Here is a 13,514-nt window from a genome sequence, read left to right on the forward strand (position 1 = left end):
GAACGAGGTCCGCGACACCTCACACGCACTGTCGGAGGCATTCACCAACACGGCATCCGACGACGCCACCTCACTCTTCTTCGAACAGCCCGCCATGGCCGTACCTGCCACGGCCAGGGCCACCAGGGCGACAGCGGGGGTGCGGCGGAACTGCATGGGGGCTCCAGGAACGTGCGGCGGACAGGCAGCGGAAACCGCACGGAGGGAGCCCGTGCGGTTAGCTTAGGCATACCTTATGGAAAGATGGCCAATTCGTCTACATGCCCGTAGTCGTGGGGTACGGGCGAATCGGTCACACTGGAATCCGGTTCCGCCAGGCTGCGGAACCGGTCACGACGGGAGACAGGAACAGATGTCGGACGGGAAGGACCTCAGGCGTCCGCACGGCGAGCTCGTGGCAGACGTACTGGCCGTACTGTGGGCGGCGCAGGGGCCGCTCAGCGCCGGGCAGGTCAACGACGCCCTCGGCGGGGAACTGGCCAGAACCACCGTGACGACCATCCTGACCCGCCTGCACGAGAAGGGGACGCTCGCCCGGCGCCGCGCCGGACGCGGCTTCGTGTACTCGCCCGTGCACGACTCCCCCGGGCTCGCGGCCAGCCGGATGCACCGGGAGCTGCTCAGCGACCCCCACCGCCACCTCGTACTGGAGCGCTTCGTCTCCACCCTGTCGGAGAGCGACGAGGACGTGCTGCGCCGTCTGCTGCGGACCGCGGAGGAGGAGGCCCGGTGAACCTGCTCGTGCTGCTCGCGCTGATCTGCCCCTGGGTCGCCGTTCCCGCCGCGCGTCGCCTGGCCGATCTCCTCCCCCCGAAGGCCGCCGCCCTCTCCCTGGCCGGCGCGGCCGTGGCGCTGGCCGGCGCCACCGTGCTCGCGCTGGCCGTCCTGGTCGGCGGCGGTCTGCTGCACCTGCCGCTGCTCGCGGCCACCGAGCGCATGTCACTGCCGTGGCTCCTGTCGACCTCACCGGCCGCCGTACCCGCCGCCCTGGCCGCCGGGGCCGCGCTGCTCGTGGCCGCCGCACTCGTCACCCGCGTCTGGCGTGGCCAGCGCGCACTGCTGCTGCGCACCCGGCAGGCCGTCGGCGCGGATGCGGACGGCGGGGATCTGACCGTGCTGCCCGGCACGGCGGCGGACGCGTTCGCCCTTCCCGGGAGCCTCGGGCGTCCCGGCCGGGTGGTGGTGACCTCGGCCATGCTGCGCGCCCTGGACAAGACCGACCGCGATGTCCTGCTGGCCCACGAGCGGGCCCATCTCAACGGCCGGCACCACCTACTGGCCCGGACGGCCCAGCTCGCGGCCGCCGTGCACCCTGCCCTTCGCGGGCTGCGCCCGGCGCTGGCCTTCCACCTGGAGCGCTGGGCGGACGAGGACGCGGCGGCGGTGGTCGGGGACCGCAGGCTGGTCGCCGCGGCCATCGCCCGGGCCGCCCTGGCCGCCTCCGCATCGGGGGCCGCCCCCGGCCGGCAGCCGAGCCTGCTGCTGGCCGCGACCACCGGCCCGGTGCCGCGCCGGGTCAGCGCGCTGCTCGGCCCGGCCCCCCGGCCGCCGCGCGGCCGGGCCCTGCGCGCGGTGGCCGCGGGCCTGCTGTGCGTGCTCGGGCTGTCGGTGACGCTGAGCGTCGGCTCCGCCTACGAGCTCCATGAGTACGTGGAGCAGGCCCAGGCGGTCAGCCAGGGCCGCTGAGCCGAGCCGGGCCCGCCGCCGAGAACCGGCAGCGGGCCGGGCTTGTCACGGGCGACCGGGCCCTGCGGGCGTGGCGATGGCGGGCGCGCGCCCGACGAGCCGGGTTCGGGCCGTCAGCCGTCAGCCCGGGCTGCCCGACCTCGGCGGCGCGGGCGGTTCGCCGCCCGGCCGGCACCCCGGGACCGGCCGGGCGGGGACGTACCCCCGGCCTCGGAGGTACCCCCGGAGCCACGGGTGGCCGCCGTACCGGTCATACGCCCAGCAGCGGGCGCAGCCGCCCGGTCCGCAGGTGTTCGACCACGGGGTGGGCCAGGCGCGCCAGGCGCGCGAGCGGCAGGCCGAGCGCGATGCCCACCAGGGCTCCGGCGAGCACGTCGTGCGGGTAGTGGACCCCGACGAAGACGCGCGACGCGCCCATCGCGACCGCGGCCACCCCGGCGATCACCGCCAGCCGCCGGTCGCACTGCCAGAGCGCGGCCGCCGCGGCGAAGGCGATGACGGTGTGGTTACTCGGCATCGACCAGTCACCGGCCGCCGGACAGGCCTCCAGGGTCGTGCCCGCCGGCAGGACCTGGCAGGGCCGGGGCTCGTGGAACACGGACTTCAGCGCCGTGTCGGCCGCGAAGACCGCCACCACGATGAGGGGGGCGGCGAGCGCGCCGACCATCGCGGCCGCGGTGCCGCGCCGGGCGCGCCACCAGGCGGCGGCCAGCAGGGCGCCGAACAGCGCGAGGCCGTAGGCGGACCAGTCCGCCACCAGGTGGCCGAGCGCGGCCGGGGTGCGGTGGGCGAGGTCGGTGACGTCCAGGTAGAGGGATCCGTCGATGCGGGCGCCGTCCATGGCGAGGTTCGCGGCGTCGGCGAGGTTCGCGGCGTTCACCGGCTCTGGGCCTTCGCGGCGCGGCGGGACTTCAGCAGTTCGAGCGCGAGCGGGAGCAGCGAGAGGGCGACGAGGAGGCCCACCATCGGCAGCAGGTACCGGTCGACGTCGGGGACGGAGGAGCCGAGGGCGTAGCCGGCGAGGACCAGGCCGACGGTCCAGAGCAGGCCACCGATGGTCTGCCAGAGGGTGAAGGTACGGCTGGGCACACCGAGGGCGCCGGCCAGCGGGTTGAGCACCGTCCGTACGACGGGGATGAAGCGGGCCAGGACGACGGCCTTGGCGTGCCCGTAGCGGTCGAGCAGTTCCTCCGTACGGGCCGCTCCCTCGTGCAGCCGCCTGTTGCGCGAGCGGGCGAGCAGGGCGCGGCCGCCGCGGCGGCCGATCACGAAGCCGGTCTGCGCGCCGAGGAGCGCCCCGGCGACGGAGGCGAGCAGGACCTGAACGAGTGAGAGGCGTACCGGCCCCTGGACGCCGGCAACGCAGAGCAGTCCGGCGGTGAAGAGGAGGGAGTCGCCGGGGAGGAAGAAGCCGATCAGGAGCCCGGTCTCGGCGAAGAGCACGATCGCGATGCCGAGGGCGCCGGACGCCCCCAGTAGCGAACCGGCGTCGAGGACGTTCACGGCGAGCAGGCCGGCTGAGTGGGGCATCGGCGGAGCGCCTCTCTTCGGGTGCGGGATCACACGCACCAAGGGTGCGTCTACATGAGTGTAGACGGTCTACGGGCTTGTAGACGCTCGCGTCCGAGCGCCACCCCCTGGACTCCCCGACCCATCCGGCCTCCGGACCGCAGGGCAACCGTGTCGCCGGGCCGCAGGGGCGCCCCACAACGGCCACCTACCGGACAGGGGTGGCCCAAACGGGTTCGTCTACACTACCGTCGACGGTCATACCCGCCTGCCATCACCGGCCGGCCCGGCCGTTCCCCGCGGCCCCACTGGGGCACCGGCCGGCCTGCCGTGCGGAGCGGCCGGCCACGGCGCCGGACGAGGCGGACACGCGGCCGTTCCGGAGAGTGGATGGAGCTCGGATGTACGACGGACGAAAGGGATCGTCGAGCCCGCTGCAGCAGACCGTCCACCTGCTGGTGTCGGCCGGACGGACGGCGGAGCTGAGGCTGACGGAGCGGCTCGCCGAGCGGGGTATGCGCCCCGGACACCTGTCGGCGCTCTCCACGCTCGCCGAACACGGACCGCACGCGAAGCCCGACCTGGCCGCCCGTATCAAGCTCAGCCCCGCCGAGGCCGGCCCCGTCCTCGACGACCTCCTCTCCTCCGGGTTCGTCGAGACCATCCACATCCAGGCCGACCGCCGCCACGAGGTGGTGATGCTGACCGCCGCCGGGCGGCAGGCCTTGGACAACCTCCACTCCGACGCCGCCGTCGTGCAGGACGACCTGCTGTCGCCGCTGACCAAGGGCGAGCGGGCGCAGCTCAACGCCCTTCTGCACCGGGTGTGCGCGCTCGCGGCCCGCGGCTCACGGACCGTCCCGGCGCAGGGCCCCGCCCGCTGGAAAGGCCAGGGGCGGCGGGTGCCCCGCCGGACGCGTGCCGCAGCCCCCGCCGGCGGTGACGCGGTCGCCCCCGCCGCCGCTGACCCGCGGTAGCAGCCCGGGGGCGCGGCCCGCTCACACGTCACGCCGGTGAACGAGGACCACGGCGAGGGCCACGGCTGCCAGCGACCAGGCGCCCAGGACGATCCAGGACTCGGTGATCGACGCCGGATGCGCGCCGAGGTCGATGGTGAGGTTGGCGGGGTTCACTCCCAGGCGCTGCAACGCCGGCTCGGGCATGGCGTGGCCGATCTCCTGCACCCAGCGGTACCGGTCGCCCCGGAACAGCAGCGGCAGCAGCAGGAGCACCCCGACGACCGTGACCACCGTGCCGGTGGCATGGCGGATGACAGCGGCCAGGCCCATGCCGACCAGCGCCGAGACCGGTGCGGCCAGCGCGTACGCGGCCACCGCCCGGAGGCAGCCTGGGTCGCTGATCGAGAGCCCGACGTGCCGCGAGGCCAGCATCGCGTTCGCCAGGAAGAAGGAACCCGCCGAGGCGACCGCGCCCGCCACACTCATCACCAGCGTCACCACGGCCACCTTGGCGGCCATCACCGCGCGGCGGTCGGGGACGGCCGCGAAGGTCGTACGGATCATCCCGCTGGCGTACTCGCCGAAGAGGGTGATCGCGCCGACACTGCCGGAAGTGATCATGAAGAGATCGGCGGGGATGGAGCCGAGGCTGTGGAACAGCGCGTCGTAGCGATAGGGCGGGAAGCCGTCCATCGGTGGAGACGGGTTGTCGATGTAGGGGAAGTCGCTGTGGACGGCGTTGAGGTTGATCACGATGACGGCGAGCACGCTCAGGGCGAGGACCCAGGAGGTCGAGCGGAGTGACCGCATCTTGATCCACTCCGCTGCGCAGAGGTCGCGGAACCGGGGCCGGGGCTCGTCCGCCACCACCGCGGGGGCCTCGGCCGGAATCGTCGCGGTGCTCATCGGGCTTCTCCTGCCGGGTAGTCCACGCGGTCCGCGGTGAGTTCCATGAACGCCTCCTCCAACGAGGCCGCCCGAGGGGCCAGTTCGTGCAGCACGATCCGCCGCCGCAGGGCGAGTTCACCGATCCGGGCCGCGCTGAGGCCCGTCACCGCCAGCGCCCCGGCACCGTCCGGCTCCGCCGAGCCGCCCTCTGCGGCCAGGACGGCCGCCAGCGCGGCCTCCTCCGGCGTACGGACCGTCACCGTCAGCCGGTTGCCGCGGCCCGCGAACTCCGCCAGGCTCTGCGCGGCGATGAGCTCGCCCCGGCCGATCACGACGAGCTCGTCGGCGGTGTTCTCCATCTCGCTCATCAGGTGACTGGACACGAACACCGTGCGCCCCTGCGCCGCCAGCCGACGGAACAGGCCGCGCACCCAGAGCACGCCCTCCGGGTCCAGCCCGTTCAGCGGCTCGTCGAAGAGCAGCACGGGGGGATCCCCCAGCAGCGCGGTGGCGATGCCGAGCCGCTGCTTCATCCCGAGCGAGAATCCGCCGATCCGCCGCCGCCCCGCGTCGGCCAGCCCCACCTCCCGCAGGACCTCGTCCACCCTGGAGAGCGGGATGGCGTTGCTCCGGGCCAGCGCCGACAGGTGCGCCCGGGCGCTGCGCCCGCCGTGGACGTCATGGGCGTCGAGCAGCGCACCGACGTGCCGCAGCCCGCGTGGGCGGCCACGGAAGGAGTGCCCGTCGACGGTGGCGGTGCCACCGGTGGGCTCGTTCAGCCCGAGGATCATGCGCAGGGTGGTGGACTTGCCGGCGCCGTTGGGCCCGAGGAACCCGGTGACCCGGCCCGGGCGGACGGTGAAGGTCAGGCGGTTGACGGCCGTGGTGCTGCCGTAGCGCTTCGTCAGTTCGTTGACTTCGATCACGTGGCCAACAGTGCCGTGAGCCGCCGCCACGCCACATCGGACCACCGCTGGCACTCACACGCGGCCTCGGTGCGACCGTAGTTGTACAACCGTGGTCCGATGTCCGGCAGGGATCATCCGGCTACGATCGGCCCATGCACGCCACGCCACCGCTCCCCCTGCTCAAACGCGTGTCACCGGGTGTCTGGACGGCCCTCACCTGGTGTGCCGTCACGCTGTACTCGTTCCTGGTGATGGTGCGGCTGCCGGGCGAGGGCAGCGGCTTCAACCACCAACTCCTTCCGTTCAGGCTCGGCCTGCTCAGCCCGCAGTGGGTGTTCCTGGCCCCGGCGTTCGCCACGACGGCGGCCGGCTGCGTCCTGCTGCGACGGCTGGCGCTGCCGGCCCTTGCCCTGCTGCTGTCGGGGGCCGTGTGCGGGGCGATGGCGCTGAACTCCTCGGAGATCAACTTCCTGCAGTTCCTGCCGATCGACGTCGCCCTGTGCTTCGTCGCCACCACGCGGCCACGCCGGCCCTCGATCCTCGCCCTCGTCATGGCACTGCTGGTACTGACCTCCTACGCCACGACACGGCTGGTGATCGGGTTTCAGATCGGGACGTCGACGGAGCTGGCCGTGGCGCTGACAGCCGTCGTCGCCTGGTTCATCGGCCACTCCTCACGCCAGTCCCGCGAGCACGCCCGGCAGCTGGGCACCCAGGCGGCCGCCCAGGCCGTCACCACCGAACGGCTGCGGATAGCCCGCGAGTTGCACGACATGGTCGCGCACAGCATCGGCATCGTCGCGTTGCAGGCCGGCGCGGCGAGCCGGGTCTTCGACACCCAGCCGGCGCGGGCCCGCAGCGCGCTCGGCGAGGTGGAGGCCGCCAGCCGGGAGACGCTGTCGGGCCTGCGCCGGATGCTCGGTGCGCTCCGCCAGGACGAGCTGGGGCAGCACCCGGACGCCGACGCGCTCCAGCCCATGCCGGGCCTGGCAGACCTCGAACGGCTGGCCGCCACGACGACCGCCGCCGGGGTCCGGGTGGACGTGTGCTGGCACGGGGAGCGGCGCCCGCTGCCCCCGGAGATCGATCTCTCGGCGTTCCGCATCATCCAGGAGTCGGTCACCAACGTGGTCAGGCACGCCGGCACCGGCTCCTGCCGGGTGTCGATCGACTGCCGGGACGAGGAACTGGCCATCGAGGTCCTGGACGGCGGCCAGGGCCGCAGCGGCGGTACCGGCGCGGGCGCCGGGTACGGCCTGGTCGGGATGCGTGAACGGGTCACCCTGCTGCACGGAGACTTCTGCGCCGAACCGCGTCCCGAAGGCGGGTTCCGGGTCGCGGCCCGCCTGCCCGTACCGACAGGAGTCAGATGACCGTCCGTGTTCTGCTCGCCGACGACCAGCCGCTGGTGCGTGCCGCCCTCCAGATGGTCATCACCGACGCACCCGACCTCGAAGTCGTCGGGGAGGCAGGGACGGGCGGCGAGGCGGTCCAGCTGACCGAGAGCGTCCGGCCGGACGTGGTGGTGATGGACATCCGGATGCCCGGCATGGACGGCGTCGAGGCCACCCGGCTGATCACCTCCGGCCCCGGCACGGCACGTGTCGTCATGCTGACCACCTTCGACGACGACGACTACGTCTACGCCGCGCTGCGGGCCGGCGCGTCCGGGTTCCTGGTCAAGGACATGGCGTTGGAGGACATCCTCGCGGGGATCCGCGTCGTCGCCGCCGGGGACGGCCTGATCGCCCCGAGCGTCACCCGCCGGCTGATCCGCGAGTTCGCCGACCGGCCCGAACCCGCCCCGCAGCCGGAGAAGGAGCCGCAGCAGGAGCCCCCGTCCGGCGGGCGGGAGCTCGGGGGCATCACCGACCGCGAACGCGAGGTGCTCGTCCTCGTCGGGCGCGGCAGGTCCAACACCGAGATCGCCGCGGACCTGTGCCTCAGCATGGCCACCGTCAAGACCTATGTGACCCGGCTGCTGGCCAAGCTGGACGCCCGTGACCGGGTGCATCTCGTGATCATGGCCTATGAGGCGGGCCTGGTGGCGCCACCCGGCTGAGCCCGCAGGTGTCCGGGGCCCGAGAACAGCAGGGCCCCGGGCGGAGCACTCGCCCCCGGGCGGGCGCGACCCGATGGACGTGTGCCTCACCACCGCCGGGGCTCCGCTTCGCGTCGCGCAGTGCTGGGCACACGTCCGAATTCCGATATTCTGACCGAATGAGTGAGAACCTCCCCCCGTGCCCCAAGTGCTCCGGCGAGTACACCTACGAGATGAACGCTCTGATGGTCTGCCCGGAGTGCGGCAATGAATGGGTCTCGGCCGAGGGCACCGCGGATGGCACGGGTGGCTCCGGCGAGCGGGTGGTCAGGGACGCCGTCGGCAATGTGCTGAGCGACGGTGACACCGTCACGGTCGTCAAGGCGCTCAAGGTCAAGGGCAGCCCCTCGGGCATCAAGGCGGGCACCAAGGTGCGCAACATCCGCCTGGTCGACGGGGTGGACGGGCACGACATCGACTGCAAGATCGACGGATTCGGCGCCATGCAGCTCAAGTCGAGCGTGGTCAAGAAGGCCTGACCTGCGGCCGGCGCCCGACGCCGAACGGCCGGTGCCCGGCGCTCGCCCACGCGCCGCTGGGCGGCGTCCGCCCCCGGCCCGGACAGGTCTCCCGGGCTCCCCTGATGGCAGCATGTTCCCGGACGGGCGGCCCGGCCGCGTGGCGTGCTCGGGCGACCCGGTGCCCGAGCCGAGGGGGGAGCAGCAGTGGCAGCAGCAGCGCTGACGGATGTCGGCACGAGTGCCCCGGCACGGACGGTCACCGTGCCGGGGCACGTCTACGGCTTCCCGGCGGTGGCGTTCGGCGGGTACGTGGCGGGGGTGCTGGCGCAGGAGTTCCCCGGGCAGTCGGTCAAGGTCGCCTTCCGCCGCCCGACGCCGGTCGGCGTCCCGCTGACGCTGCGGACGGGCGCCGGCGGCAGCCGGGAACTGGCAGACGGGAAGGGCGTGTTGGCCACCGCCCGGACCTGCGCACCGATCGGGCCGCCGGCGGCCATTCCCTCGTGGGCGCAGGCCGAGCGGGCCACGAAGGAGCTGGAGCGTACGGGCCCGCCCGACGACGGTGACTGCTTCGCCTGCAACGGCGACCGGCCGCGCGGGCGGGGGCTTCGGCAGGCGTTCGCGCCGCTGCTGCGGGATTCCCGGGCCGCCGCCGTCTGGACGCCTGACCCGGCGCTGAACCCGGGGGGCACCGAACTGCCGGTGGAGCTCGTCTGGGCCGGCCTCGACTGCCCGGGCGGCTGGGTGGCCCGGCTGTTCGGCGGCGCACCCGAGCAGACGGTGACGGCGCACCTGGCGGCGACGCTGCTACGGCCCGTGCGGCTCGGCGAGCAACACCTCGCCTTCGGCTGGCCGATGTCCCGCTCGGGCCGCAAGTACCGGGTCGGCAGTGCCATCGCCACCCGGGACGGCGAACTCTGCGCCACGGCCGAGGCACTCTGGCTGGCCCCGGTCCCAGACGCGGGCTCGGGCACCGGGGGTTGAGCGCGGACGCCGCGTCCTGATACCCGGCCCGCGACGGGCGGGCGGCACCCGAGCGGCCGACCGGCGGGCGGGGCGCAGCTCAGCTCAGGGTGGGGATCACGGTCTGGACCTTCGACGTCAGGGCCTCCGGCAGCGGGACGTAGCCCTGGCTCGCGATCGCCTGCTGGCCGTCGGTGCCGGCGGTGTAGGTGAGGAAGGACTTCAGGAGGTCCAGTGTGTCGGCCTTGTTCCCCTTGTCGCAGACGATCTCGTACGTCACGAGCACCAGCGGGTAGGCGCCCTCCTGCTTGGTCCCGTAGTCGAGCGTCAGGGCCAGGTCGCTACCGGTGCCGGCGACCTGCGCCGCCCCGAGGGTGGTGGCCGCGTTGGCGGCGGTGGCCTCGACCGGTGCGGCGGCGCCGGTGTCGACGGCGGCGCTCTTGAGGTTGTTGATCTGGGCGAAGGACAGCTCGACGTAGCTGATCGAGTTCTTGACCTGCTTCACCTGGGCCGCGACACCGGCGCTGCCGGTGGCCGACTGGCCGTCCTGGCCCGCCCACGCCTTGTTCGGAGGGTACGGCCAGGCTCCGTTCGAGGCCGCGGCCAGATACTTGGTCAGGTTCTCCGTGGTGCCCGAGTCGTCACCGCGGTGGACGGCCTGGATGTCCGCGGCCGGCAGGTTGACGCCCGGGTTCAGGGCGGTGATCGCCGGATCGTTCCACTTGGTGATCTGCGAGTTGAAGATCTTGGCGAGCGTCGGCCCGTCGAGGACGAGCTTGTCGACCCCGTCGAGGTTGTAGACGATCGAGATCAGACCGCCGACCATCGGCAGGTCGATGCCCTGGCCTCCGGTGCAGACCGCCTTGGAGGCCTCGACCTCGGCCGGCTTGAGCGCGGAGTCCGAACCCGCGAACGCCACCTTCCCCTGGTTGAACTGCTGGATACCGGCGCCCGAGCCGCCCGCACTGTACGTGATGGTCGCGCCGGGGCAGGCGCTCCCGTAGTCGGACTTCCACACGTCGATGGCATTGGCCTGCGCGGTCGATCCGGCGCCGAGCAGCTGCCCGCTCTTGGCGCACGCGATCGGGCTCCCGGATCCCGAGGCCGTGGACGAGGCCGCGGGGTTGCCGGCATCGCTTCCGCACGCGGCGACCGACACCGCGCAGGCGAGCGCCAGAAGGGTTAGCGGGATGTGCCTGGGAAAGGGGGAGCTGGCCCGTCGGGGCATGGTGGTCTCCTGGACGTCCTGGACGATTCCAGGCCTCATGGTTCCCAACGGAGCTCCCCCGCCCTCGCCGACACGCTGGCCACCGAGGCGGAAGCTGCCTTGTCAGCCGGTTGACCCAGCCATGAGCGCGGCGCGGCTATGCGGTGCCGGGACCGTCGAGGAAGTGAAGCAGCACGGCGGCCTCCGCGCGCAGCCGCGCGGCTCGGTCAGCGTGCGCGGGCGCGGTCAACTGCGCTGCGACCTCCAGTCGCTCGGCGGCCTCGGCACGCACGACGTCCACCACACCGCGCTCGCTCAGCTCACGCCGCGCCGCTTCGGTGACGCCGACACCGACCGGTGACTGCTCAAGGGCCGAGCCGCGGAGCTGGGTTTCGTCCACGGGCACCGCCTCGGCGTTGTCCAGCGCGGCAAGTGTTGCGCGTAGGGCGCTCACCGCGGCCTTGTCACGGGCACGCATCGCTTCCGGCAGTGCTTGACGCATACGAAGACGCAGGGACATGCCGATGACCCTATGGCGGCGCCCCCGAGCCCACAACGCGATATATGCACATCATCAGACCTACCGCCAACCGAGGCGCTAAACTTCGACAAGATCAGGCTGGAGTACCAGGTCGTCGAATTCCCTCTTCCGCACTGCCGCACGGGAGTTCCCCGAGGGCATCGCAGTCCTGCCGGAGCGTCTCACGAGCCACGCCGCGGTGGTCCTTCCCCGGCATATGGTCCCGCGCCGTACGTCGTCGTGGATCCCCTGGTGAATTCGTCCGGAAAGGTCGACCGTAGCGCCGTGACCGAGCGGCTGGCGGCCGCCCGAGCCGCTCGGAACCGACATCGACAGCAGACCACGACATCGGCGGGGGAATTCCATGGACATCGAGCGGCGCGGTCCGGTCCCGATCGACATCACCGCCGGGCCGCCCCGGCGGGCGGGGCTGCTCGCCCTGGCCGGCCCACAGCGCCACATGGAGTGACGGTGGATACAGAACCCTTGCGTACGACCGGGCTCGGGCACGTCCACCCGATGGCCGACCCGTCAATGAGTACCGGGACGCCGGACACCGCGGGCCCGCTGCGCTACATCTGGTGGCTGATCGTCAGCCAGCGCCTGCGGGTGCTCAGCGGTGCGCTGCTCGGCAGTGGGTGGATGATCGGGCTGATGGTGCCTCCGTACCTGCTGTCCCGGATCATCGACGACGGCCTGACAGCGGGCAACTCCTCGGCGCTGCTGGGCTGGACGGGCGCGCTGCTCGGCGTCGGTCTGCTCAACGCCTGGCTCGCCATCATGCGCCACCGTGTCATGACGAAGGTGCGGATGGACGCGGTGTTCCGCTCGATGCGCGTGGTGACGGAACACGCGACCCGGCTGGGTGCCGTGCTCCCCCGACGGATGGCGTCGAGCGAGGTGCTCGCCATCGGCTTCGGTGACGTGGCGCAGATCGCCAGCGTGCTGACCATCACGGGACCGGGCCTGGGCGCGGTGGTCGCCTACCTCGTCGTGGCCGTGCTGCTGCTGTCCATCTCGCCCTTGCTCGCCGTGGTGGTCCTACTCGGCGTGCCGGTACTGGCGCTGCTGGTCGGCCCCCTTCTGGGGCGTCTGCAGGGTGTCGAGACGACGTACCGCGACCAGCACGGGCTCCTCACCACCCGGCTCGTCGACCTGATCGAGGGGCTGCGGGTGCTGGGCGGGCTCGGCGGCAAGGAGGTCTACGCCGAGCGGTACCGCAGTCGCTCGCGGGCACTTCGGAGCGAGGGGTACCGGGTGGGCACCGTCACCAGCTGGATCCAGGCGCTCGCCGTGGGTCTGCCCACGGTGTTCCTCGCTGCCGTTACCTGGCCGGCCGCCCGGATGGCGGTGCAGGGCACCATCTCCACCGGCCAGCTGGTGTCCGTCTACGGCTACGCCGCGGTGCTCGTGGCTCCCGTGTCGTTCTTCATCGAGGGGGGTTACGACCTCAGCCGCGGCCGGGTCGCGGCCCGAAGGCTCATCCGGTTCCTCGCTCTCCGGCCGAGTTCCGCCGACCCCTCCGCCGGGCGGGACGCGCCGGAGGGGCCGACGGTGCTGCGCGATCCCGACTCCGGTGTCGAGGTGGCCCCCGGGCGGTTCACCGCACTGGCGGGTGAACACCCCGGGGAGGCCGCACTCGTGGTGGAGCGCCTCGGTTGCTTCATCGACTCGAAGGCCGAGTGGGGCACAGTGCCGCTCCGCGAGATCGCCCTGAACCAGGTGCGCGAGCGCATCCTGCTGGCCGACAACGGGGCGGTCCTGTTCACCGGCACGCTGCGCGAGGCTGTCGGCGGCCGCGCTGACCGACCGGCCGACGCCCTGGAGCGGGCCATCGAGGCGGCCACGGCCCGCGACATCGTCGTCGGTCAGCCGGACGGGCTGGACTCGGTGCTGGCCTCCCAGGGGCGCAATCTGTCCGGCGGCCAGCGCCAGCGCATCCGGTTGGCGCGGGCCCTGCTGGCCGCACCCGAGGTTCTGCTCGCCGTGGAACCCACGTCCGCCGTCGACGCGCACACCGAGGCCGCCATGGCCGCCGGGCTCCGCGCCGAGCGGGCCGGTCTGACCACGGTAGTCACCACCACCTCGCCGCTGGTCCTCGAACAGGCGGACACCGTCTGCTACCTCGTCGACGGCCGTGTCGCCGGCAGCGGCACCCACCGTGAACTCCTGGCCGCGGAGCCCGGATACCGCCGGCTGGTCGCACGCGAGGAAGCCGACGAGAGCCGCCCGGCGACGGCTCCCGCGCCCCGCCGTACCGAGCCCCGGATCGAGGAGCGTGCCTGATGACCCGCCGCAACCAGGCGCTGGACGAG

At 73.0% G+C, this 13,514-nt stretch carries 14 protein-coding genes; 8 read left to right on the top strand and 6 right to left on the bottom strand.

The features are described 5' to 3' along the window. The first annotated feature begins 352 nt into the window (after positions 1-352). Both ACIBH3_RS30675 and ACIBH3_RS30680 read left to right on the top strand, forming a co-directional pair. Positions 353-733, top strand: coding sequence for a BlaI/MecI/CopY family transcriptional regulator (locus ACIBH3_RS30675; RefSeq protein ID WP_396315370.1), 381 nt, complete (start codon positions 353-355; stop codon positions 731-733). Then, on the top strand, positions 730-1,686 hold the full coding sequence (locus tag ACIBH3_RS30680; protein ID WP_396315371.1) for a M48 family metalloprotease: 957 nt from the start codon (positions 730-732) through the stop codon (positions 1,684-1,686). The genes ACIBH3_RS30675 and ACIBH3_RS30680 overlap by 4 nt, the downstream gene beginning before the upstream one ends. Positions 1,687-1,936: 250 nt before the next feature. On the opposite strand, the gene ACIBH3_RS30685 is transcribed toward ACIBH3_RS30680, so the two are convergent. Both ACIBH3_RS30685 and ACIBH3_RS30690 read right to left on the bottom strand, forming a co-directional pair. Continuing rightward, on the bottom strand, positions 1,937-2,566 hold the full coding sequence (locus tag ACIBH3_RS30685) for a phosphatase PAP2 family protein (protein WP_396315372.1): 630 nt from the start codon (positions 2,564-2,566) through the stop codon (positions 1,937-1,939). Next, on the bottom strand, positions 2,563-3,216 hold the full coding sequence (locus ACIBH3_RS30690; protein WP_396315373.1) for a DedA family protein: 654 nt from the start codon (positions 3,214-3,216) through the stop codon (positions 2,563-2,565). Before ACIBH3_RS30690 ends, ACIBH3_RS30685 begins: the two co-directional genes overlap by 4 nt. A gap of 380 nt (positions 3,217-3,596) precedes the next feature. Between ACIBH3_RS30690 and ACIBH3_RS30695 the strand changes: the two genes are divergently transcribed. Next, the gene (locus ACIBH3_RS30695; protein WP_396315374.1) at positions 3,597-4,172 is read left to right on the top strand and encodes a MarR family winged helix-turn-helix transcriptional regulator; all 576 of its coding nucleotides are present in this window, start codon (positions 3,597-3,599) and stop codon (positions 4,170-4,172) included. A 21-nt stretch (positions 4,173-4,193) separates the two neighbouring features. On the opposite strand, the gene ACIBH3_RS30700 is transcribed toward ACIBH3_RS30695, so the two are convergent. Then, entirely contained in the window at positions 4,194-5,060 is an 867-nt protein-coding gene (locus tag ACIBH3_RS30700) for an ABC transporter permease (protein ID WP_396315375.1), read from the bottom strand. After that, positions 5,057-5,968: an ABC transporter ATP-binding protein gene (locus ACIBH3_RS30705; RefSeq protein WP_396315376.1), complete on the bottom strand. Its 912-nt coding sequence runs from the start codon at positions 5,966-5,968 to the stop codon at positions 5,057-5,059. Before ACIBH3_RS30705 ends, ACIBH3_RS30700 begins: the two co-directional genes overlap by 4 nt. 134 nt (positions 5,969-6,102) lie before the next feature. On the opposite strand from ACIBH3_RS30705, the gene ACIBH3_RS30710 reads away from it, so the two are divergent. The 4 genes from ACIBH3_RS30710 to ACIBH3_RS30725 all read left to right on the top strand — a co-directional run bounded on the left by ACIBH3_RS30710 (position 6,103) and on the right by ACIBH3_RS30725 (position 9,493). After that, positions 6,103-7,323 (top strand): sensor histidine kinase, encoded by a 1,221-nt coding sequence (locus tag ACIBH3_RS30710; protein ID WP_396315377.1) that lies wholly within the window; start codon positions 6,103-6,105, stop codon positions 7,321-7,323. Beyond that, positions 7,320-8,012 (top strand): response regulator, encoded by a 693-nt coding sequence (locus ACIBH3_RS30715; protein ID WP_396315378.1) that lies wholly within the window; start codon positions 7,320-7,322, stop codon positions 8,010-8,012. The genes ACIBH3_RS30710 and ACIBH3_RS30715 overlap by 4 nt, the downstream gene beginning before the upstream one ends. Positions 8,013-8,170: 158 nt before the next feature. After that, positions 8,171-8,530, top strand: coding sequence for a zinc ribbon domain-containing protein YjdM (locus ACIBH3_RS30720; RefSeq protein WP_396315379.1), 360 nt, complete (start codon positions 8,171-8,173; stop codon positions 8,528-8,530). Positions 8,531-8,716: 186 nt separating this feature from the next. Next, positions 8,717-9,493, top strand: coding sequence for a PaaI family thioesterase (locus ACIBH3_RS30725; protein ID WP_396315380.1), 777 nt, complete (start codon positions 8,717-8,719; stop codon positions 9,491-9,493). 79 nt (positions 9,494-9,572) lie between these two features. Here ACIBH3_RS30725 and pstS read toward each other — a convergent pair whose 3' ends face one another. Further along, on the bottom strand, positions 9,573-10,700 hold the full coding sequence (gene pstS, locus ACIBH3_RS30730; protein WP_396315426.1) for a phosphate ABC transporter substrate-binding protein PstS: 1,128 nt from the start codon (positions 10,698-10,700) through the stop codon (positions 9,573-9,575). A gap of 136 nt (positions 10,701-10,836) precedes the next feature. Then, positions 10,837-11,157 carry a hypothetical protein gene (locus ACIBH3_RS30735; protein ID WP_396315427.1) on the bottom strand — a complete coding sequence of 107 codons (321 nt, stop codon included), beginning with the start codon at positions 11,155-11,157 and terminating at the stop codon, positions 10,837-10,839. Positions 11,158-11,718: 561 nt separating this feature from the next. Between ACIBH3_RS30735 and ACIBH3_RS30740 the strand changes: the two genes are divergently transcribed. Next, the gene (locus ACIBH3_RS30740) at positions 11,719-13,485 is read left to right on the top strand and encodes an ABC transporter transmembrane domain-containing protein (protein WP_396315428.1); all 1,767 of its coding nucleotides are present in this window, start codon (positions 11,719-11,721) and stop codon (positions 13,483-13,485) included. The last annotated feature ends 29 nt before the right edge of the window (positions 13,486-13,514 follow it).

The sequence above is a fragment of the Kitasatospora sp. NPDC050543 genome (assembly GCF_044457565.1).
GTDB lineage: Bacteria > Actinomycetota > Actinomycetes > Streptomycetales > Streptomycetaceae > Kitasatospora.